The organism is Streptomyces sp. NBC_01788 (assembly GCF_035917575.1).
Classification (GTDB): Bacteria; Actinomycetota; Actinomycetes; order Streptomycetales; family Streptomycetaceae; genus Streptomyces.
The window spans coordinates 354,386-375,018 of the sequence record NZ_CP109090.1 but is presented as its reverse complement, the minus strand read 5'-3'; the positions used below and the strand labels follow the sequence as shown (position 1 = coordinate 375,018).

The 20,633-nt window shown below is 71.7% G+C and carries 15 protein-coding genes and 1 pseudogene; 7 read left to right on the top strand and 9 right to left on the bottom strand.

Features of this window, described 5'->3' with window-relative positions; all coding sequences use genetic code 11:
- Window positions 1–302: 302 nt before the first annotated feature.
- Together OIE49_RS01855 and OIE49_RS01850 are read right to left on the bottom strand one after the other, a co-directional pair.
- On the bottom strand, window positions 303–1,325 hold the full coding sequence (locus OIE49_RS01855; protein WP_326800745.1) for a zinc-dependent alcohol dehydrogenase family protein: 1,023 nt from the start codon (window positions 1,323–1,325) through the stop codon (window positions 303–305).
- A gap of 67 nt (window positions 1,326–1,392) precedes the next feature.
- Window positions 1,393–1,806 carry a (R)-mandelonitrile lyase gene (locus tag OIE49_RS01850; RefSeq protein ID WP_326800744.1) on the bottom strand — a complete coding sequence of 138 codons (414 nt, stop codon included), beginning with the start codon at window positions 1,804–1,806 and terminating at the stop codon, window positions 1,393–1,395.
- A gap of 235 nt (window positions 1,807–2,041) precedes the next feature.
- On the opposite strand from OIE49_RS01850, the pseudogene OIE49_RS01845 reads away from it, so the two are divergent.
- A pseudogene (locus tag OIE49_RS01845) lies at window positions 2,042–3,049 on the top strand (helix-turn-helix transcriptional regulator).
- 40 nt (window positions 3,050–3,089) lie between these two features.
- On the opposite strand, the gene meaB reads toward OIE49_RS01845, so the two are convergent.
- Genes meaB through OIE49_RS01830 form a run of 3 tightly spaced genes read right to left on the bottom strand, consistent with a single transcriptional unit; the run spans window position 3,090 to window position 8,073 of the window.
- Window positions 3,090–4,085 carry a methylmalonyl Co-A mutase-associated GTPase MeaB gene (meaB, locus tag OIE49_RS01840; protein WP_326800743.1) on the bottom strand — a complete coding sequence of 332 codons (996 nt, stop codon included), beginning with the start codon at window positions 4,083–4,085 and terminating at the stop codon, window positions 3,090–3,092.
- Between the two features lie 5 nt (window positions 4,086–4,090).
- Window positions 4,091–6,265, bottom strand: coding sequence for a methylmalonyl-CoA mutase (gene scpA, locus OIE49_RS01835; protein ID WP_100568721.1), 2,175 nt, complete (start codon window positions 6,263–6,265; stop codon window positions 4,091–4,093).
- Complete coding sequence (locus tag OIE49_RS01830; protein ID WP_326800742.1) at window positions 6,265–8,073, bottom strand: methylmalonyl-CoA mutase subunit beta; 1,809 nt, start codon at window positions 8,071–8,073, stop codon at window positions 6,265–6,267. The genes scpA and OIE49_RS01830 overlap by 1 nt, the downstream gene beginning before the upstream one ends.
- A gap of 479 nt (window positions 8,074–8,552) precedes the next feature.
- On the opposite strand from OIE49_RS01830, the gene OIE49_RS01825 reads away from it, so the two are divergent.
- From OIE49_RS01825 to OIE49_RS01810, 4 genes are all read left to right on the top strand, one after another.
- The gene (locus tag OIE49_RS01825) at window positions 8,553–10,052 is read left to right on the top strand and encodes a Y4yA family PLP-dependent enzyme (RefSeq protein ID WP_326800741.1); all 1,500 of its coding nucleotides are present in this window, start codon (window positions 8,553–8,555) and stop codon (window positions 10,050–10,052) included.
- Window positions 10,049–11,386: a pyridoxal-phosphate dependent enzyme gene (locus OIE49_RS01820; protein WP_326800740.1), complete on the top strand. Its 1,338-nt coding sequence runs from the start codon at window positions 10,049–10,051 to the stop codon at window positions 11,384–11,386. The genes OIE49_RS01825 and OIE49_RS01820 overlap by 4 nt, the downstream gene beginning before the upstream one ends.
- Window positions 11,383–12,609: an aminotransferase class V-fold PLP-dependent enzyme gene (locus OIE49_RS01815; protein WP_326800739.1), complete on the top strand. Its 1,227-nt coding sequence runs from the start codon at window positions 11,383–11,385 to the stop codon at window positions 12,607–12,609. The genes OIE49_RS01820 and OIE49_RS01815 overlap by 4 nt, the downstream gene beginning before the upstream one ends.
- A gap of 79 nt (window positions 12,610–12,688) precedes the next feature.
- On the top strand, window positions 12,689–13,477 hold the full coding sequence (locus OIE49_RS01810) for a class I SAM-dependent methyltransferase (RefSeq protein ID WP_326800738.1): 789 nt from the start codon (window positions 12,689–12,691) through the stop codon (window positions 13,475–13,477).
- A gap of 74 nt (window positions 13,478–13,551) precedes the next feature.
- Here OIE49_RS01810 and OIE49_RS01805 read toward each other — a convergent pair whose 3' ends face one another.
- Window positions 13,552–14,430, bottom strand: a complete 879-nt coding sequence (locus OIE49_RS01805) for a universal stress protein (protein WP_326800737.1) — start codon at window positions 14,428–14,430, stop codon at window positions 13,552–13,554.
- Between the two features lie 223 nt (window positions 14,431–14,653).
- Between OIE49_RS01805 and OIE49_RS01800 the strand changes: the two genes are divergently transcribed.
- Both OIE49_RS01800 and OIE49_RS01795 read left to right on the top strand, forming a co-directional pair.
- Window positions 14,654–14,797 carry a hypothetical protein gene (locus OIE49_RS01800; protein ID WP_326800736.1) on the top strand — a complete coding sequence of 48 codons (144 nt, stop codon included), beginning with the start codon at window positions 14,654–14,656 and terminating at the stop codon, window positions 14,795–14,797.
- 24 nt (window positions 14,798–14,821) lie between these two features.
- A complete protein-coding gene (locus OIE49_RS01795) occupies window positions 14,822–15,694 on the top strand; it encodes a methylenetetrahydrofolate reductase (protein WP_326800735.1) in 873 nt (290 codons plus the stop codon).
- Between the two features lie 184 nt (window positions 15,695–15,878).
- Here OIE49_RS01795 and OIE49_RS01790 read toward each other — a convergent pair whose 3' ends face one another.
- The 3 genes from OIE49_RS01790 to OIE49_RS01780 all read right to left on the bottom strand — a co-directional run bounded on the left by OIE49_RS01790 (window position 15,879) and on the right by OIE49_RS01780 (window position 20,561).
- The gene (locus OIE49_RS01790; RefSeq protein ID WP_326806109.1) at window positions 15,879–17,132 is read right to left on the bottom strand and encodes an MDR family MFS transporter; all 1,254 of its coding nucleotides are present in this window, start codon (window positions 17,130–17,132) and stop codon (window positions 15,879–15,881) included.
- 40 nt (window positions 17,133–17,172) lie between these two features.
- Entirely contained in the window at window positions 17,173–18,948 is a 1,776-nt protein-coding gene (locus tag OIE49_RS01785) for an ABC transporter permease subunit (RefSeq protein ID WP_326800734.1), read from the bottom strand.
- A 104-nt stretch (window positions 18,949–19,052) separates the two neighbouring features.
- Window positions 19,053–20,561: an ABC transporter substrate-binding protein gene (locus OIE49_RS01780; RefSeq protein ID WP_326800733.1), complete on the bottom strand. Its 1,509-nt coding sequence runs from the start codon at window positions 20,559–20,561 to the stop codon at window positions 19,053–19,055.
- Between the last annotated feature and the right edge of the window lie 72 nt (window positions 20,562–20,633).

The following is a 20,633-nucleotide window of genomic DNA, read 5'->3' as shown; positions in this document are numbered from 1 at the left end:
CAAGTGGGCTGCCAGTGGAACCCCGCGCGTAAGGGGCGGTGGTTCTTCCACGTGTGCATCGTCAATTCCTTCTTGGACCGCGCGGCGGACAGCGCGTTGGTGCTTGAAGCTGTGAACGGGGCCGCTGTTTTCTTCGCGCTTCCGCTGTCTGGACGGCCCGAGGCGGTCTGGAGTCTGGGGCGGATCACCTGACAGGGCCCTTCTGACGACACCCTGCGGGTCTGCTCACACAACCTCAGTCTACTTGCCGACTTGCTGATTGAGCAGCCGCAGCAGCAGGGGCCGGGTTGTGACCGGGCAGGTCAGGGCATGAGCAGGGTTTTGATGGCGCGGCGTTCGTCCATGGCCTTGTAGCCTTCGGCCACTTCGGACAGGGGCAGCTTCAGGTCGAAGACCTTGCCCGGGTCGATCCGGCCGGTGAGGACGCGGTCGATCAGGTCGGGCAGGTACGCGCGCACCGGGGCGGGGCCGCCGCGCACGCCGACCTGGGAGTAGAAGAGCTGCGCGCCGTCGAGGGAGACGCCGTGGGGCACGCCGACGAAGCCGACGTTACCGCCGGGCCGGGTGGAGTTGAGGGCCTGCTGCATCGACTGCTCGTTGCCCACGCACTCCAGTACGCGGTCGGTGCCGATCCCGCCGGTCATCTCCTTGATCCGGGCCACGCCCTCCTCGCCGCGCTCGGCGACGATGTCGGTCGCGCCGAACTCACGGGCCAGCCTCTGACGGGGCTCGTGCCGGGACATGGCGATGATCCGCTCGGCGCCCAGTTCCCTCGCGGCGATCACGGCGCACAGGCCGACCGCGCCGTCACCGACCACGGCGACGGTGTCACCGGGCCCCACCTCGGCGGCCCTGGCCGCGTACCAGCCGGTGCCCATCACGTCGGAGCAGGCGAGCAGGCTCGGCACGTACGTCTCGTCGGGCACCTCGAGCGTGGCGACGAGGGTTCCGTCGGCCAGCGGGGGGATGCGTATCCTCTCGGCCTGGCAGCCGCCTGCGCCGACGAACTCCCGGTGCAGGCAGTTGGTCTGGTACCCGTTCCTGCAGTTCGGGCAGGTGTTGTCGGAGGCGAAGAACGAGCCGACGACGAACTGGCCGACCTCGACGTTCTTCACGTCGCCGCCGACTTCCTCGATGCCGACGTACTCGTGGCCGAACGGGGCGGGCTGCTCGACCGGGTTGATGCCGCGGTAGTCCCACAGGTCCGAGCCGCAGACGCAGGTGGCGACGGTGCGGATGACGGCGTCGGTCGGGTTCTCGATGCCGGGGTCGGTGCGCTCCTCGAAGCGGACGTCTCCGGGAGCGTAAAGGACGGCTCCACGCATGACGGAAGGGCCTTTCTGTTTCTCGGGGGCCGATGCCCTGCCAGGGCGGCCCAAGGGGGTGAGAGGGTCAGCGGGCGACGGTGACCATGGCTTTGGCGTACTGCTCGTCGGTGACGGGTTCCAGCCAGGTGGTGCCGTCGCCGCTCTCGTCGCCGACGAGCATGGCGATGTGGGCCATGAGGGTGGTGTCGGTGGCGCCGTGCCAGTGCTCCTCACCGGCCGGGCACTTGACCGTCTGGCCGGCGCCGGCCCGCACGACGTTGCCGTCGCGGGTGCCGACCAGACCGACGCCGTCGGTGACGTAGAGGGTCTGGCCCTTGGCGTGGGCGTGCCAGTTGGTGCGGGCGCCGGGGGTGAAGCGCACCAGGGCGGCGGCCAGGCGGGCGGGCTCGGAGGGCGTCTCGATCGCGTTGAGGTAGACGTCGCCGGTGAAGCGCTCGGCCGGAGCCTTGGCGGTGGGGGTGGAGGTGATGTGTTCCACGGCTGCTTTCCTTGATCAAACGGGGGCGACAGGGGCTGTCAGGCGGTCCCCTCGTCGGCGGTCATCTTCAGCTGCGTGACGCACGCCGACCGGGCGGGTTCCCACGACCCGCGGCTTGGACCGCATCCGCTGTCACCATTGAGGAAACCGCAGCTCACAGGCCTGGGGAAGGTACTGCCGTGACAGGTACTGACAGAACCCCCAGCTCTGCTGCACCCCGCTTAGCCTGGGTGGCATGGACACCGCCCACGAGATCCGTGAGTTCCTCGCCACCCGACGCGCGAAGATCACCCCGCAGCAGGCCGGCCTGCCCGCTTTCGGCGGCGGAAGCCGCATGGGTGCCCGGACTGCGCCGCGAGGAGGTCGCCCTGCTGGCCGGTGTCAGCATCGACTACTACGTCCGCCTGGAGCGCGGACGGCTCGCCGGTGCCTCCGAGGAGGTCCTCGACGCCGTGTGCCGGGCCCTGCGACTGGACGAGGCCGAACGGGCCCACCTGCACGATCTGGCCGCCGCCCAGCGCCGCCGCCCAGCGCCGCCGCCCAGCGCCGCCGCCCAGCGCCGCCGCCCAGCGCCGCCGCCCAGCGCCGCCGCCCAGCGCCGCCGCCCAGCGCCGCCGCCCAGCGCCGCCGCCCAGCGCCGGCGCCCACCGCGCCGGGCCGCCCGCAGGTCCAAGGAGCCCGTCCCGGCCAGTCTCAGGCGCGTCCTTGACTCCATGACCGGCTCACCGGCCTTCATCCGCAACGGCCGCCTGGACATCCTCGCCGTCAACCCGCTCGGGCGCGCCCTCCACGCCCCCTGTTCACCACCGCGGCCTCCCGCCCGGTGAACATCGCCCGCTTCCAGTTCCTCGACTCCACCAGCCGCAGCTTCTTCCCCGACTGGGCCGCCTCGGTCAACACCACCGTGTCCCTGCTGCGCACCGAAGCCGGCCGCGCCCCGGGGGATGCGGAGCTGACCGGTCTGATCGGCGAACTGGTCACACGCAGCGACGAGTTCCGCGCCGCCTGGGCCAAGCACAACGTGCGCCTGCACCACACCGGCCGCAAGTCCTTCCGCCACCCGGCCGTCGGCGAGATCACCCTCGACTTCGACGCCATGGAAATGCCGGCGCACCCCGGCTTGACCCTGACCGCCTACAGCGCCGAATCCGGCACACCCGAGCACGACGCCCTGTGCCTGCTCGCCTCCTGGGCCGCCACCACCCGGGAACAGCCCGACCAGGAGGGTTCTGTCCGCCCTTGATCTCGACCGGACACGGATACCGCTCCCGAAATCCGGGTGCTCAGGCTGTTTCCGTCCCAGGGCTCCCGAGCGCTCCAAGGATGCGCTCAGCGGCCAGCGTAGGCGTCAACTCGCCGTCTCTGACCCGCTGTTCGAGGGCAGGCGCGAGAGCCCGTACCGCCGGGTCGGCGTGCAGACGGCTGAGGAGTTCGTCGCGGACCATGTTCCAGGTCCAGTCGACCTGCTGTTCACGGCGCTTGGCGGCGAGACGTCCGGTCGAGTCCAGCAGGGTGCGGTGCTTCTCCAGGCGTTCCCAGACCACATCCAGGCCGCTCGACTCCCGGGCGCTGCAACTCAGCACGGGCGGGGTCCAGACCGCGTCCTTGCCGTGCATCAGCCGCAGCGCGCCCGCCAACTCCCGTGCGGCGGCGAGGGCGTCGCGTTCGTGCGGGCCGTCCGCCTTGTTGACGGCGATCACGTCGGCCAGTTCCAGGACGCCCTTCTTGATGCCCTGCAACTGGTCGCCGGTGCGGGCCAGGGTGAGCAGCAGGAAGGAGTCGACCATGTTCGCGACCGCGGTCTCGGACTGGCCGACGCCGACCGTCTCCACCAGGATCACGTCGTAGCCGGCCGCCTCCATCACCACGATCGACTCCCGGGTCGCCTTCGCGACCCCGCCCAGCGTGCCCGCGCTGGGGGAGGGGCGGACGAAGGCCGCCGGGTCCACGGCCAGCCGCTCCATGCGTGTCTTGTCGCCGAGGATGGAGCCGCCCGTACGGCTGGAGGACGGGTCCACGGCGAGCACGGCCACCCGGTGCCCGAGCGAGGTCAGCATGGTGCCGAACGCGTCGATGAACGTCGACTTGCCCACGCCGGGCACCCCGCTGACGCCGATCCGCCGGGCCCGGCCGCTGTGCGGGAGCAGCTCGGTCAGCAGTTCCTGGGCCAGCACCCGGTGCTGGGGGCGGGTGGACTCGACGAGTGTGATGGCCCGCGCGACGATGGCGCGCTTCCCGTCGAGAACGCCCTTCACATAGGTGTCGAGGTGGATGGCCATGGTCGTCAGAGGTCGTGCCCGAGGTCGGCCGACAACCGTTTCACCAGGTCGTACGCGGCGTCCGGGATCACCGTCCCGGGCGGGAAGACGGCCGTCGCGCCCATCTCCAGCAGCGTGGGCACGTCCTGCGGCGGAATCACCCCGCCGACCACGATCACGATGTCCTCGCGCCCTTCCTCGGCGAGCTGCTCGCGCAGCGCCGGTACGAGTGTGAGATGACCGGCGGCCAGCGAGGAGACGCCGACGATGTGCACGTCCGCCTCGACGGCCTGGCGGGCCACCTCGGCCGGGGTCTGGAACAGCGGACCGACGTCCACGTCGAAGCCGAGGTCGGCGAAGGCGGTGGCGATCACCTTCTGGCCGCGGTCGTGGCCGTCCTGGCCCATCTTGGCGACCAGGATGCGCGGACGGCGGCCCTCGGCCTCCTCGAAGGAGGACACCAGGGTGCGCGTGCGGTCCACGGACGGGGACTCGCCGGCTTCGTTGCGGTACACACCGGAGATCGTACGGATCTGCCCCGAGTGCCGGCCGTACACCTTCTCCAGGGCGTCGGAGATCTCTCCGACGGTCGCCTTGGCACGGGCCGCGTGCACGGCCAGCTCCAGCAGGTTGCCGTCGCCCGCGGCGGCCCGCGTGAGCGCGTCCAGCGCCCCCTGGCACACGGCCTCGTCGCGCTCCTCGCGCAGCCGCCGCAGCTTGGCGATCTGCTGGGCGCGTACGGAGGAGTTGTCGACCTTGAGGACCTCGATCTGCTCGTCGCTGTCGACGCGGTACTTGTTGACGCCGATGACCGGCTGGCGCCCGGAGTCGATCCGGGCCTGGGTGCGGGCCGCGGCCTCCTCGACACGCAGCTTCGGGATGCCCGCGTCGATGGCCTGCGCCATGCCGCCCGCCTGCTCGACCTCCTGGATGTGCTGCCAGGACCGGCGGGCGAGATCGTAGGTCAGCTTCTCCACGTAGGCGCTGCCGCCCCACGGGTCGATGACCCGGGTGGTGCCGGACTCCTGCTGGATCAGCAACTGGGTGTTGCGGGCAATGCGGGCCGAGAAGTCGGTGGGCAGCGCGAGGGCCTCGTCGAGGGCGTTGGTGTGCAGCGACTGGGTGTGGCCCTGGGTCGCCGCCATCGCCTCCACACAGGTGCGCATGACGTTGTTGAAGACGTCCTGCGCGGTCAGTGACCAGCCCGAGGTCTGCGAATGGGTCCGCAGCGAAAGGGACTTGGCGTTCTGCGGGTCGAACTGCCTGACCAGCTTGGCCCACAGCAGCCGCGCCGCCCGCAGCTTGGCGATCTCCATGAAGAAGTTCATGCCGATCGCCCAGAAGAACGACAGCCGCGGCGCGAACGCGTCCACGTCCAGGCCCGCGTCCCGGCCCGCCCGGATGTACTCCACGCCGTCGGCGAGGGTGTACGCCAGCTCCAGGTCGGCCGTGGCGCCCGCTTCCTGTATGTGGTAACCGGAGATGGAGATGGAGTTGTAGCGGGGCATCCGCTGAGAGGTGTACGCGAAGATGTCGGAGATGATCCGCATCGACGGCTTCGGCGGATAGATGTAGGTGTTGCGGACCATGAACTCCTTGAGGATGTCGTTCTGAATGGTCCCGGCCAGCTTCTCTGGCGGCACGCCCTGTTCCTCCGCCGCCACGATGTACAGGGCGAGGATGGGCAGCACGGCGCCGTTCATGGTCATCGACACCGTCATCCTGTCCAGCGGGATGCCGTCGAAGAGCTGACGCATGTCGTAGATGGAGTCGATGGCCACGCCCGCCATGCCGACGTCACCGGTCACCCGCGGGTGGTCGCTGTCGTAGCCGCGGTGCGTGGGCAGGTCGAAGGCGACCGACAGGCCCTTCTGGCCGGCTGCCAGGTTGCGCCGGTAGAAGGCGTTGGACTCCTCGGCGGTGGAGAAGCCCGCGTACTGGCGGATCGTCCACGGCTGGTTGACGTACATCGTCGGGTACGGGCCGCGCAGGTACGGCGCGACGCCCGGATAGGTGCCCAGGAAGTCCAGGCCCTCCAGGTCGCGGCCGGTGTAGAGCGGCTTGACCGGGATGCCCTCGGGGGTCCTCCAGAGCAGGTCGTCCCCGCCGGCCGCCTTCTTGAACGCCGTGTGCCACTCGCCGTCACCGCCGTCGCGGGCCGGGGTCCCCAGCTCGATCCTGGAGAAGTCCGGGATTCCCATCACGACACTCCCATACGGTCGAGGGTGGAGGACAGCACGGCCACGGCATCGCAGCCGGCGAAGATGTACGCGTCGACACCGGGGTACTGCCCGGGGCGCCCGGCGAGGAACACGTGCGACGCGCCCGACGACTTCAGCTCCGCCGCCACCAGCGGCGCCTGCTCCTCGTACAGGGCGTCGCTGGAGCACAGGCAGACCTCAGTGGCTCCGCTGTCCGTGAAGGTGCCGTCGGTGACCGGTTCGATGCCGCCGGCCTGGAAGAGGTTCGAGGCGAAGGTGAGCCGTGCCGTGTGGGCGGCGGCCGGGCCGATCGCGGCGAGGAAGATCCGGGGCCGGGAGCCGGTCGCGGCGAGGTGGGCGTCGGAACGGGCCCTCAGCGCCTCGTACGCCTCGTCGCGGCGTACACGCGGCAGGCCACCTGCCGGGGGCTCGGGTGCGCTCTCGCGGACGACCGGTTTCTCCGCGAGGTGCGGGAACTCGCTGACGCCGGTGATGGGTTCGCGGCGCTTGGCCAGCTTGTCGGTGCGCGCCTGCCAGGTGGCGGCCAGCTCCTGCCCGAGGTGCCCCGAACGCAGGGCGGCCGCCTGCCCGCCGGCCCGCTCGATGGACCGGAAGTGCTCCCAGCCCGCGTGCGCCAGTTCGTCGGTGAGCCGCTCCACGTACCAGGAACCGCCCGCGGGGTCGATCACCCGGGACAGATGCGACTCCTCGACGAGGATCGTCGAAGTGTTGCGGGCGATGCGCCGCGCGAACGCGTCCGGCATGCCGAGCGCGTGGTCGAAGGGCAGGACGGTGACCGAGTCGGCCCCGCCGACCCCGGCGGCCAGCGTGGCGATCGTCGTGCGCAGCATGTTCACCCACGGGTCGCGGCGCGTCAGCATCACCGACGAGGTCACCACGTGCTGGAGCTGCGCGCCCGCGCGCGGGGCTCCGCAGACCTCGGCCACCTTCGCCCACAGGCGGCGCGCGGCCCGCAGCTTGGCGATCGTGAGGAACTGGTCGGCGGTCGCCGCGTACCGGAACTCGAGCTGCGCACAAGCCTGTTCGACGCTCAGTCCGGTATCCGTCAGCTCCCGCAGGTACGCCACCGCGGTGGCCAGCGAGCAGCCCAGCTCCTGGGCGGCCGAGCCACCGGCCTCGTGGTACGGCAGCGCGTCCACGGTCAGTGCCCGCAGTCCGGGGTACTGCTCCGCACACAGCCGCGCCAGATCGGCCGCCGCCGCGAAGTCGGACCGCTGCCCGGTACGCGCCTCGTGGCCGAGCGGATCCGCGCCCAGATTGCCGCGCGCCGCGTCCTTGGCGACGCCATGCTCCTCGTAGAGCCGCAGCAACGCCCGTGCGGCGGGCTCGACGTCCGGTCCCGCGTCCAGGACGACGGGTGCCAGGTCGAGATAGACGCCGTCGAGGACCTCGCCGAGCGCCGGCACGGGGATGCCGCCCTCCCCGAGGGTCAACCAGAGGGAGGTGACGCCGTTCTCCAGATCCGCGAGCACCGCGCCGCTGTCGGCCGCCGTGTGCCGCTGCCGGATGTCCCAGCCGCCGACCGTGTTCCCCTCGGCCCGCCCGCCGCGGACGAAAGGCGCGAACCCGGGGAAGCCGGGCTCGGGCGCGGCGTCGCGCGCGGAGTAGAGGGGCCGGGTGCGCAACCCGTCCTCCAGCTTCGTGGACAGGGCGTGCTCGGCTTCTGAGCCCTCGACGTCCTTGCCCGACTTGCGCAGGACACCCGCCACAAGGCGCTGCCACTGCTCGTGGGGAACATCAGGGAATTCGCCGGCCAGTTCAAGGCCGTCGTCGGACAGGACCGTCATGCTCGGATGCTAGGTCACCGGGACTAGGGAGATGCACAGAACTTGGCTGTGATCTTGCCCTCTCCCGCAATGTGACCCCGGCCTCCCCGTCGTTTTCCTGAAAGCCTGAGTGGATCTCCTGTCACGGCGGCACGGGCGCGTCGGCGAGTGCCGGATGCCGCGGGGCGAGGAAGACGGCGATGCCCTTTCCGCCGGGGGAGGGGTGGGTGACCTGGGTCCAGCCCTGCCGCCGGCAGGAAGGACATGGCGCGGGTCGACCGGACCCAAGGTGAGCAGCCAGGAGCGGCCGTAGGGGGCGTCTTCGGTGACCGCCTGAAGCAGCCCGGCCGCGAGTCCGGTGCACCGGTCGTTACGGCAGGACAGCTCGATGGCGCCGTTCCAGCCACGGCAGGTGAGGCTTAGCGGCGCGTGTAGGTGGAAACGACTATTCCCGAACGGTTGTCGCGGCGACGGTCGGCCGAACAGGGGAGGGGCCTCACATGGACGCGCCCTTGTATCTCAGGCCGCGGGTGGATCCGCCGCTCGCCTCGCTGCTGGGGGCCGGACCGTTTCTGCACTCGCTCGTCGACGCGCTGGGGTCTCCGCTCAACGTGCTGCTCCCCGAGGTCATCGCCGAGAACGCCGCGCGCTTCCGTGCCGTGCACCGCCGCCACCATCTCGCCGGGCGCGTGTACTTCGCACACAAGGCGAATCGTTCCAGCGCGCTGCTGCGGAGACTGGCGGCGGAGGACGTGGCCGCCGTCGGTGTCGACGTCGCCTCGCTGGAGGAACTACGGCACGCACTGAGCTGCGGATTCACCGGTGACCGGATCATGGCCACCGGCCCCAAGGACACGGAGTTCCTGTGGCTGGCGGCCCGGGTGGGGGCGACGGTGAACCTGGACTCGATCAGCGAGCTGGAACAGCTCGCCGGCCTGGTGCGTGCACAGGGTCTCGGCCGGGCCACCGTACTGCTGCGCCTGTCCGGATTCGAGTCCTCCGCCGGTCCCGGGGGAGCGGCGGGCACACGGCTGCTGTCGCGGCGCAGCCGTTTCGGCATCCCGCTGCGGGACGCGGAGGCGCTGCTGTCGGCTCTCGTACGGAACGCGGACGCCGTCGGGATGACCGGTGTCGCCTACCACCTGGACACCACCGGCGTGGACGAGAAGGTCCGGGCCCTGGAACAGTGCGTGCTGTTCATGGACGAGTGCCGGGCACGTGGCCTGGCACCACGTGTCGTCGACATCGGCGGCGGGTTCGGAGTCGGCTACGTCGCCGAGGCCGGCGAGTGGGAACAGTGGACGACCGCGCTGAGCGAGGCGGTGCTCGGCCGACGCCCACCGCTGACCTGGCGCGGTCACGGCTACGGGCTGCGCAACGAGGGCGGCACGGTGCGCGGGACCGCGGCGCTGTACCCCGGCCACCGTCCCACCGCAGGCCCCGACTACCTCGACGAACTCCTCTCACAGCCCGCACCGGTCCTCGGCCGGCCGCCGGCCACCCTCCTCCTGGAACACCTCCACGACCTGTACATCGAACCCGGTCGTGCCCTGGTCGACCAGTGCGGGGTGTCGCTGGCGCGGGTGCTGGACGTGCGGCTCGCGGACACGGACTCCGGGCAGTACCTGGTCCGTCTCGGGATGAACGCGGGCGACATGAGCCTCGAGGAGCACGGCGTGCTCGTGGACCCCGTGCTGCTGCCGCGCGGGGAGCCGGACAAGGATGAGGAAGGACCGGTCGGCGTCTTCCTCGCCGGCAACCTGTGCCTGGAAGCCGATCTGATCACCCGCCGTCTGGTCCACCTTCCCGAACTGCCGCGCGTGGGCGATCTGCTGGCGTTCGCCAACACCGCCGGCTACGCGATGGACTTCCACGCGCACCGCGCGCAGCGACAGCCGCTCGCGAGAACGGTCGCGGTCGAGCGGCGAGGTGACTCCTGGCGCTGGTGCCTGGACGAGGACTACTGGCCGATCCCATCCCTGGGGGGAATGCCCGCATGAGGTACGACAGCATCACGGAGGCCATCGGCAACACACCGCTGGTGCGCATCGACCCCGCCGTGCACGGACTGCGCAACATCGACCTCTACGCCAAGCTGGAGATGCTCAACCCGTTCGGATCCGTCAAGGACCGGCCCGCCTGGCACATGGCCCGACCTCATGTCGAGGCCGCGGCCGGCGGCGACGGTACGGTCGTGGAACTCTCCAGCGGCAACACGGCCAAGGCCCTCGCCCTGCTGGCCGGCCTGCACGGGCTGAAGTTCAAGAGCGTCACCAACCGGATGCGCGTCCCCGAGATCAAGGAACTGCTCCTGCTCCTGGGCGCCGAGATCGAGGAGCTTCCGGGGCGCAGCGAGTGCCTCGACCCGACCGACACGGACGATCCGCTGACCCACTTCCACCAGGCGCTCTCCGACCCTGACAGTACCTATCTGCACACCGACCAGTACTTCAACCCGCGCAACGTCGAGGCGCACGCGGCGGGCACCGGACCCGAGATAGTGAAAGACCTGGACGGGCGGGTGCCGGACTGGTTCATCGCCTGCGTGGGCACGGCCGGCTCGTCGACCGGTGTCGCCAGGGTCCTGCGCGAGCACGACCCGCAGGTGCGGGTCCTCGGCCTGGTCGCCCACAAGTCGGACTTCATACCCGGCATCCGCACGATCGACGAGGTCCACCAGGTCGGCCTGTTCGACCCGGCGACCTACGACACCGTCGAGTCGGTGACCTCCGACGAGGCCATCGACGGGATGATCACCCTCATCCGCCGCTGCGGACTGCTGTCAGGACCGACCGGCGGCGCCGCGTACCAGGGGGCGGTACGGCATCTCCGGCATGTCGACGCCGAGTTGGAGGGCACCGCGCAACGCCGTACGGCGGTCTTCATCGTGTGCGACCGGGCCGAGAGCTACCTGAGCTATGTGCGCAGGCGCCGCCCGGAACTCCTCGGCCTGACGCGCCGGGGAAACTCCGCCTCGGCCCTCACGGACGCCGAGGTCCACGCGTCGGCCCGCGTCATCGATGTCGGCGACGCCCTGCGCTGGACCGCGGCGGGCGAGCCCCGGCCGCTCGTCGTCGACCTGCGCAGCCCGCACGCCTACGCCGCTCTGCAGATCGAGGGTTCCGTCAACATCGTCGACGAACTGTTCGAGGACCTGCTCCGGGGCGGGCTTCCCTTCAGCAAGCGGACGCCCGTGCTGCTGGCCTGTCCCGTCGGTGAGAGGTCGCTGCGTTACGCCGCCCTGCTGACCCGGATGGGACATCCGGACGTCCGGAGCCTGGCCGGCGGAATCGTCGCCTGGCGGGACGCGGGCGCTCCGCTGGTGCGCGCATGAGCGCGAAGCAGCCGCTCCCCGACACGGAACAGGCGCCGGACCCGCTGTGGCAACGGGAGTTGAGGGAACAGTTCCCGATCATCGGGGCTCATCCGGAGCTGGCGTACCTGGACAGCGCGGCGACGTCCCAGAAGCCGCGCGCCGTACTGGACGCCGTCCAGACCTACTTGACGACATCGAACGCCAACGCCGGCCGTGGAACCTACCCCTGGGCCAACCGGACCACGCGACTGGTGGAATCGACCCGGGAGCGGGTCAAGGAGTTCCTCCGCGATCCCGAACCGGAACGCTCCGCCGTCCACTTCACCGGCGGCACCACCGACGGGCTGCGCACGATCGCCCGCGACTGGCTCGCCCCCTACCTGAGCGACGGAGACGAGATCCTCGTGCCGTTCGCCGACCACCGCGCCAACCTGGATCCCTGGCTCGAAACCGGGCGGCTGCTGGCTGAGCGCGGAATCGACGTGCGCGTACGGGCACTGCCGTACCAGGAGGTCTCCGGCGACTACGACCACCGCGCCCTCGGGGATCTCGTAGGCCCGCGCACCCGCTTCGTGGCCGCCACCCATGTCCACCACGTCTACGGCGGCGACATGAACGTGCACCGCATCCGCGCGGCGGTCGGTCCACGGGTTCCGATCTGCCTGGACGCCGCACAGAGCGTCGGCCATCTGCCCGTTCATCTCGACGACCCCTCCCTCGACGTCGACTTCGTGGTCTTCTCGGGACACAAGGCGATGGCCCTTCCCGGTACGGGGGTGGTGTGGGCCCGCAACACACGGGGCCCGACGTTCCGGCCGGGCGGCTGGCAGGGCACGCCGAACACGGTGGGCATCGTGTCCCTGCGGGCAGCACTCGACTGGCTGCACGAGGCCGGCCCCGACCGGATCGGCCGCTGGACGACCGGCCTGGCCACCCGGCTGACCGATCGGCTGCGCGGCCTCGGCCCGTACGAGATCCTCGGCTGCCCCGCCAGCCTGGCCGCCGGCTCCGCGCTCCCGGACTCCCAGCGCCGGCACGGCATCGTGACCTTCCGGCACCGTGACATCCCGTCCGACGACCTCGGATTCATCCTGTACAGCCACGGCTTCATGGTGCGGGCCGACAGCCTCTGCCAGGCGGGAGCGGGCGAGGGAGACGGGGCGGTGCGGGTGAGCCTGCACGTCTACAACACGGCGGAGGAGGTCGACCGCCTGCTGGCCGTCCTCGTGTCGCTGATATGAATGGCAAGTGATAACCGTTTCCACCTGTAGATTCGTGATGTCCACGGGCAGGTGAGAGACGGAAGAGGTGGCGCACGGCATGGGCGTGAGCATGGCGACGGCCAAGGCGTGGGTCGAGCGCTGGGAACGGCAGCAGGAGCGGTACGCGCTGGACCGCGAGGAGCGGTTCACCGTGATCGCGGATGTCGTCGAGCACGTCACGGCCGGCCGGCCCCGCCCGCTCCTGCTCGACCTCGGCTGCGGCCCCGGCTCCCTGGCCGCTCGCCTCTCCGACCGCCTTCCGGACGCGGAGATCGTCGCCGCCGACATGGACCCCCTGCTGCTGGAACTGGGACGAACCCATCACGCCGACGCCGCCCGCTTTGTCGACACGGTCATCGGGGAGGAAGGCTGGGCCGACGCCCTCGGGCTGGAACGCCCCCTGGACGCCGCCGTCTCGACGACCGCCCTGCACTACCTCCCCGAACCGGTGCTGCTGCGCACATACCGCTGTCTCGCCGCACTGCTGCGCCCCGGCGGTGTCCTCGTCAACGGCGACCACTTCCCGCCGGACGGAGCACCGTGCTCGGACATCACCGCGTACGTGGCCCGCCGACGGGCGGAACGGACGGGCGGCCACCCCCAGGAGGACTGGCGGTCCTGGTGGGACGCGGCGGCCCGGGAACCGGAACTGGGTGACCTGTTCGAGGAGCGCGAGCGGCGTCGGCCGGCCCATGGCGTCAGTGGGGGCGGCGGCCACCTGACGATGGGTCGCCATACCGAGCTGCTGCACCAGGCGGGCTTCAGCCATGTCACGCCGGTCTGGCAGTTCGGCGACAGTGCCGTGCTGGTGGCGGTCAGGGTGATCACGGGCGCGTGCGCGGGCTGATGAGCTGTCACCCCCAGCAGCTGCCGGCCGTGCCATGCCGTGCCGAAGCCGGTGTCCGCGGTGATCCGGCCTGCTCAGCCGCGTGCCGGGACGGCGATGACAGGGCAGCCGGCGTGGTGGAGCACGCCTTGGCTGACCGAGCCCAGCAGCATGCCCGCGAAGCCTCCCCGCCCCCGGGTCCCCACCACCAGGCCCAGCGCGTGCGACGAGGCCTCCGTGAGCACCTGGACCGGATGTCCGACGACCACTTCGTGGCGCAGCTCCACCTCGGGGAAACGGGCGTGCCGGCCCGCCACGATCTCGGAGAGCAGCCGGCGGCACTCCTGCTGCGGCTCGTGCTCGTCGAAGATCCTCAGCGGCCCCGGCTCCCAGGCCAGCACGGCCCGCAGCCCGGCGCCGCGCAGGGCGGCCTCCTCGAACGCCAAGTCGACCGCGGCGGTGGAGTGTTCGCTGCCGTCCACGCCGACGACGTAGTACCCGGGGTCCTCGGGGATGTGTTCCGGCTCGGGGACGACCACCAGAGGACAGTGCGTATGAGCCATCACCGGGAGGGCGACCGACGCGGAGCCGAACACCTCCTGCCTCCGGCTCAGATGCCGTGATCCCAGCACGAGGGCGGTGGCGTCGCGGCTCTGCTCGCGCAGCACCCACACCGGGTCGCCCTCCGCCAGCAGAGCTTCCACCTCCAGCCGCGGGTACCGGGCCGCGACGAAGTCCGTGGCCTCACCGAGCACTTGCCTCCCGGCCGTGTGCAGCGACTCGTTCCACTTCTCCCACGACGCCGGGACCTCGTGCCGCCGGTAGCCCCCGGTCGGCACGCCCTCGACATGCACCGGACGCAACGGCAGTCCCCGGCGGACGGCCTCGTCGGCCGCCCAGGCCACTGCCGTCCGGTGGGCCGGATCAGGATCGACGCCCACGACGATCGGCCGGCGGTCACCGGGCCGGGACATGGCCGCCTCCGGTCGTTACGGAGCCGGTGCCCGGTACGGCCCGGTCGTTGTTCCTCGCTGGTGCGGGAACGGACATCGCCGTCGCCTCCTCCCTGCGGTGGCGCGGAGAGGTGCCGCCGCTTCCATGGAAAGCCCTGGCAAGGGGGAGGCGCCAGGGGCCATTGGTCCCCACGACGGGCCGGGACCGGTTCGGGGCCCTTGACCCGGCGTGCGGTACCGGGTCATGTCGTCTGCGATGATCGGCCCGGTGGGCACCGGACCGGGCACATCCCCGGACGCGGACCTCGGGTTCCCCCGCATCCGCGCCACCGGCCGGCCCGCGCCGTTCAACCGGCACGCGCGCACCCTCCACCGTCGCGACGCCTGACGCCAACCTGCCGCGAGGAGCACCATGAATCCCGGATCCACGGCTTTGGCGGCGGTGGGCACATCGCTGCTGGAGGACTTCTCCCTCGAGATGACGGGCAAGGACATCCCGAAACTGGAGGAAGCCCACCCCTCGATCCCGCCGGGCACCCGCATCAACATCACGTTCCTCGCCCACGAGGACCTGCCGACGCGTCTGGCGGCCGCCCGCGCGGTCAAGCGGCTCGGCTTCGTTCCGGTACCGCACATCTCCGCCCGCCGCCTGAGGTCACGGACCGATCTGGAACGGTTCCTGGCCGGTCTGCGGGACGACGGAACCGTGGAGAACGTGTTCGTCGTCGGCGGGGACCCCGTCCGTGCCGAAGGCCCCTACGAGGACGCCCTGGCCGTCATCCGCACCGGACTGCTCCAGCACTACGGGGTGCGCCACGCCGGGATCAGCGGCTACCCGGAAGGCCACCCGGCCATAGCGGACCACGTGCTGTGGTCCGCTATGGCGGACAAGCACGCGGCGCTGGGAGCACAGCGGTTGGCGGGCGACGTCATCACGCAGTTCGGCTTCGACGTCGACCCCGTGCTGGCCTGGCTGGAGGGGACACGCACGCGAGGCGTCGGCCTGCCGATCCGCATCGGTGTGCCCGGACCGGCCGGCATCAAGCGACTCATCACGTACGCCGCCCGCTTCGGCGTCGGCACCAGCGCCTCCATCACCAAGAAGTACGGCTTCTCCCTGACCAACCTCATGGGCACGGCCGGCCCCGACCGCTTCCTGCGTGCCCTGGCCGAGAGCTACGACGCCGGGCGCCACGGGGTGGTGAAGGTGCACTTCTACACCTTCGGCGGGATCGGAGCCACGTCGGAATGGATCGCCCGGTTCCGGGAGGAGGGGCCGACATGACACGCACTCGGGGCAGCCCGGCGCGCCCCGCCTGACGGCGGCATCCTCGGCGGCGTGGGCGGCTTGCCCGTAGGCGCTTCAGGGGCGTCGGTGGCCCCGGCCTCCAGTACGGCGACGCTGCCGTAGCACTTGGCTCGTCCGGCTCAGCTCGACCGTGCCGGGGATGAGCGGATCCTGGCCGTCGTCATCGGACCCGCGCGGGCTCCGGCCCGCGCGGCAGCAGTGCCACGGCCAGTGCCGGCACGGCGGCGAGGACCAGCCACGGCACGGCGGGCGAAAGCCCCATGTCGAGCAGGGATCCGGTGGCCGAGCTGCCGATGAGCACGATCAGGCCGGAGACGGAGGACAGCGCCCCCGTGTAGAGGCCGATGCGCCCCTCCTCGGCGAGGTCGGGCACCCACGCGCGGGCGGCGGGCACGATCAGCATCTGGCCGAGGGTGAGCAGGACGACGTACCCGGCGGCCGGCAGCAGACCCACGAGGCCCGTCCAGCCCGCCGGGCGCGCCGCCGCCACGACCGCGAACCCGGCAGCGACCAGCAGCAGCCCGGCGGCCATGGAACGGCGCAGGCCGAGCCGGTCGCTCGCCCACCCGGTGAGCGGGAGCTGCGCGATGACGACCAGCAGGGACGACAGGGCGAACAGCCAGGACAGCGGGGCCTGTGAACCCGTCGCTCGCTCCACCTCGTCCGGCAGGGCGAGGTAGAGCTGGTTGTAGGCGAGCAGGTAGCTCCCGTACGCGCAGCACAGCGCCAGGAAGCGGCGGTGGCGCAGCAACTCGCCTACTCCGCCCCCCTCCCGCGACCGCACTCGGCCGGGGATGTGTCGCGGCATCAGCCATGCGTGACCCGCGAGGACGAGCACGAAGACCCCGGCGCCGGCGAGGCAGGCCGTGCGGAAGTCCACGGCGAGCAGCACGCCGCCGAGCAACGGACCGACGAAGGCACCGGCCTGGCCCGCGGCGGAGAACAGGGCCAGGACCCTGGTGCGGGAGCCGTTGCCCTGGTCTTCCCACGCCACCGCCTGCCGCGCCACCTCCGACTCCACGGCCGGGGAGAACAGTGCGGCGGCGAAGCCGATCAGCAGCACCGCGCCGATCACCGCCCAGGTCTTCTCGGCGAACCCCAGCCAGACGAACCCGGCGATCCGTAGCACGCAGCCCGCCAGGACGACCGGCCGCACGCCGTGCCGGTCGGCGAGCCGCCCTCCGACCACGAACAGTCCCTGCTGGCTGAAGGTTCTGAGGCCCAGCACGAAGCCGACCGTCCAGCCCGCCATGCCGATGGCTGTGCCGAGATGGTCGGCGAGAAACGGCAGCACGGCGAAGAAGCCGATGTTGAAGGCGAGTTGGGTCAGTATCAGCAGCCGCAGCAGTGGCGAGAGACGCTTCCGGGCGCGCTCGTGCGGCGGCCTGCGGCCGGTGCTGGGGCGCTTGGTCAGGAGGCGGGAGAACACGTCGGCCACCAAGAGGTCAAGTCCGTCAGGGGATGTCGGCGCGGGAGGAGGTCAGGACAGTGGTCGGCTCGGCCCGCGGTGCGGCCGGTTCGGTCCCGGCGGCCCGCGGGGCCGGCTGTTTCGGCCTCCGTACGGGCCGGGGCAGCCGTACCCCGCCCGCCGCCGTGACGGCCAGCGCGCCGAGCAGGGCGAGCACGGCGGCGGGCGCCAGGACCGCCCACGGCGCGCGTTCGGCGTAGGGCTGGTTCTCGGCGAGCAACAGGCCCCACTCGGGGGAGGGCGGCTGGGAGCCCAGGCCCAGGAAGGCGAGCGCGGCGAGGCTCAGGGCGATTCCGGGCAGCCTGAGCAGGGCGTGGCGGACGACGGGCGGCAGGACGGCGGGCACCAGTTCGTGCCAGAACAGGTACCCCGGACCTGCGCCGAGCGCGCGGGTCGCGGTCAGGTGAAGGGTCGCGCGCTCCTGCCGCAGGAGGGCGGAGGTGTGCGTGGCCAGCGGCGACCAGGCGACGACGGCCACGGCCAGCGCCGGTGTCCACGGTCCGCTGCCCGCGATGCCGGTGACGAGGAGGGCTGCCAGTACGGACGGTACCGAGTTGACGGTGTCGACCAGCGGCCCGGACAACCGGGGCAGCAGGCCGAGCAGTACGCCGCCCACCAGGGCGGCGGCACTCACGGCGAGGGCGACGCCGAGCGTGCTCAGCGCGCCGTGCGCGATACGGGCCAGCACGTCCCGGCCGAGGGCGTCCGTGCCGAACGGGTGCGCGGCGGACAGGGCCCGGAGGCGGGCGGTGGTGTCCAGGGCGAGCGGGTCGCGGGGCAGGCCGAGAGCGATCACGGCGGCGAGCAGCAGCCCGTACACGAGGGGCACGACGCGCGGCGCGGGCGGGCCGGGCCGGTGCAGGGAGTGCAGGGCGCCGTCGCGCAGCGCGGGCCCGATCAGCCGCCGCGCCCCCATCCGTGCCAGGAGAGCGGCCGCGGCCGCGAGGGCCATGAGCATGAGCGTGCCGGTCTGCAGTACGGGCAGATCCTGGGCGAGGGCGGCCCGCAGGGTGAGCCGTCCGAGTCCGGGAATGTCGAAGATCTGCTCGACGGCGACCGATCCGCCGGTCAGGCCGACCACGAACAGCCCCAGGTTGGGCAGGAGCGCGGGCGCACAGCGGCGCAGCGCCTGCCGGGCCACGGATTTCGGCGGCACCCCGCGCGCGGCGGCGGCCGGCGCCCACGGTTCGGCGAAGGCGCCGGGCAGCAGGTCGTCCAGCATCCGCCCGAGGACCGCACCCGCGGGCAGGCCGAGGGCGAGCGAGGGCAGCAGCATCCACTGAGGGCCGTGCCAGCCGAGCGCGGGCAGCCAGCCGAGCTGTACGCCGATGACGGAGGCCAGTACGGAGGCGATGAGGAACTCGGGCAGTGCGGCCAGCATCGCGGAGCCGGTACCGCCGGGTCCGCGCCCGCCGAGCTGTCTCCGCGCGCCCTGCCGGAGTGTGCGTGCGCAGACGACCGCCACCGTGGCGACGGCGACGACGACGGCGCCGGCCATCAGCAGCAGGGACGCTCCGAGAGCCTGGAGAACGGCCGGCAGCACCTCGGTGTCCGACACCCAGGAGCGGCCGGCGTCCGCGCGCAGCAGCCCGCCCAGCCAGCGTCCGAGCAGCGCCAGGGGGCCGTCGCCCAGGCCGAGTCCGTCCCGGACGGCACGCAGTGTCTCGGGGGTCGGGTCCCGCTCGGCCGAGCGGGCCTTGAGCACGGTCAGGGCGGGATCGGTGCGCGAGAGCCACGGCAGCAGGCCGATCGCGCACACCACGCCGGCCGTGAGTACGGTTCGCCACAGCAGTGTGAGGCCGCCGCCCCGCGCGAGCGTGCGCAGGGCGGCGGTGACTCGGTCTCCGCGGGGTGCGGTCGCGGACTTCAGAGCCGGGTCCCGGTGCCGACGAAATCACGTTCGTACGGGTCGAGCAGGGCACCCTTGACGGAGGTGCCGACGCCCGTGACGACCTTCAGGTGCACCAGCGGGATCACCGCGTCCGTGCCGAGGATCGCGGCCTCCGTCCTCATCGCCGCGTTCTGCCGCTCGGCCGGGTCGGACTCGGTCTGCGCGGCGGTGATCAGCCTGTCCACGTTCTTGTCGCACAGGAGTGACAGGTTGTACGAGCCGTCGCAGCTGAAGTCGCCGGCCAGGACGGTGACCGGGTCACCGGTGTCGAGCATCATGTTGCGGGAGACGACGGACGCGTCGAACTTCCCCGCCAGCAGGTCGCTTTCGAGCCGCGCGTAGGCGCGCACCTCCAGCTTCACCGTGAACCCGGCCTTCTTCAGCTGCTGCTGGAGTACCTGGGCGGCCTCGGGCAGCTCGGGCCGGTCGTTGTAGGTGGCGACGGTGACGCTCTTGCCCTTGGGGCCTTCGGCCTTCGCCCGGCCGGCCGGCACGGTGCGCTTCCCGGCCGCCCAGGTCAGGGCCGGGCCGTAGAGACCCTGGGCGGGCTCGGCGTATCCCTCGTACACGCCCCTGGCGATCGCGTCGGTGTCGATCGCCTCGCGTGCGGCGGCCCGCAGCCCCGCGTCCTTGAAGACGCCCGTCCGGGTGTTGAGGTAAAGGCTCGTGTTCCGGGCGGTGTTGACCTCGTGAATGGTGTCCTTGTCCAGAGTGGTCACCTGCGCGACGGGGATCGCCTCGGCGATGTCCACGTCGCCGGTGCGCAGTGCGTTGGCGCGGGCGGTGCCGTCGGAGACGAACTTCGCGTCGATGCCGGAGGCCTGGGCGCGGCCGCCCCAGTAATCGTCGAAGCGGTCCAGGGCGGCCGTCGTGCTTCCGGTGATCCTGGTGAGCTCGAAGGGACCGGTGGCGGTGCCGACCGGGTTCACCTTGCCGTCCTTGCCGTATGCCTTCGAGGAGAACACCGCGAGGCTCGGGTTGCTGAGCCGCAGCGGCAGTACCGGATCGGCCTCCGCGGTGCTGACCTCGACCCGGCCGTCGCCGACGGCCCTGGCGGTCAGCTTGACGCCGGAGACGGCTGACGGGGCCGGGTCGGCCTCGGCGGCGCGGGCGAGGGCGGAGGCGACGGCCTCGGCGGTGACGTCGGTGCCGTCCTGGAACTTCGCGTCGCCCCGCAGCGTGAACACCCAGCTCCTGCCGCTCTTGTCGCTGCTCCACGACTCGGCGAGCGCGGGCACGGCGGCGCCGTTGGCGTCCAGCCTGGTCAGCCCCTCGGTGACACCGAGCCGCGAGAGGTCGAAGGCGTCCTGGCCGTACGGGGAGTAGTTCTCCGCCGGCGGGAAGGCGAGAGCGACGCGGAGACGTCCCCCCTTGCCGGAGCCGGAGGAGTCCGAGGACGAGTCGTCGCTGGAGGAGGAGAAGCAGCCGGAGAGCAGCGGGGCGAGCAGCAGTCCGGCCATCAGCCGTGGGCGGGGAGGTCTCATGTTCCTGGTTCTGTCTGTTCCTGGGAGCCGGACTTTTCGACTGACGCCGATCCACGTCAATATGAATATCAT

Excerpts from the sequence above, each read along its gene's own strand:
- OIE49_RS01855 (WP_326800745.1), bottom strand. The coding sequence starts at position 1,325 with ATGCGTGGAGCCGTCCTTTACGCTCCCGGAGACGTCCGCTTCGAGGAG.
- meaB (WP_326800743.1), bottom strand. The coding sequence starts at position 4,085 with ATGGCCATCCACCTCGACACCTATGTGAAGGGCGTTCTCGACGGGAAG.
- scpA (WP_100568721.1), bottom strand. The coding sequence starts at position 6,265 with ATGGGAATCCCGGACTTCTCCAGGATCGAGCTGGGGACCCCGGCCCGC.
- OIE49_RS01830 (WP_326800742.1), bottom strand. The coding sequence starts at position 8,073 with ATGACGGTCCTGTCCGACGACGGCCTTGAACTGGCCGGCGAATTCCCT.
- OIE49_RS01825 (WP_326800741.1), top strand. The coding sequence starts at position 8,553 with ATGGACGCGCCCTTGTATCTCAGGCCGCGGGTGGATCCGCCGCTCGCC.
- OIE49_RS01820 (WP_326800740.1), top strand. The coding sequence starts at position 10,049 with ATGAGGTACGACAGCATCACGGAGGCCATCGGCAACACACCGCTGGTG.
- OIE49_RS01815 (WP_326800739.1), top strand. The coding sequence starts at position 11,383 with ATGAGCGCGAAGCAGCCGCTCCCCGACACGGAACAGGCGCCGGACCCG.
- OIE49_RS01810 (WP_326800738.1), top strand. The coding sequence starts at position 12,689 with ATGGGCGTGAGCATGGCGACGGCCAAGGCGTGGGTCGAGCGCTGGGAA.
- OIE49_RS01805 (WP_326800737.1), bottom strand. The coding sequence starts at position 14,430 with ATGTCCCGGCCCGGTGACCGCCGGCCGATCGTCGTGGGCGTCGATCCT.
- OIE49_RS01800 (WP_326800736.1), top strand. The coding sequence starts at position 14,654 with ATGTCGTCTGCGATGATCGGCCCGGTGGGCACCGGACCGGGCACATCC.
- OIE49_RS01795 (WP_326800735.1), top strand. The coding sequence starts at position 14,822 with ATGAATCCCGGATCCACGGCTTTGGCGGCGGTGGGCACATCGCTGCTG.
- OIE49_RS01780 (WP_326800733.1), bottom strand. The coding sequence starts at position 20,561 with ATGAGACCTCCCCGCCCACGGCTGATGGCCGGACTGCTGCTCGCCCCG.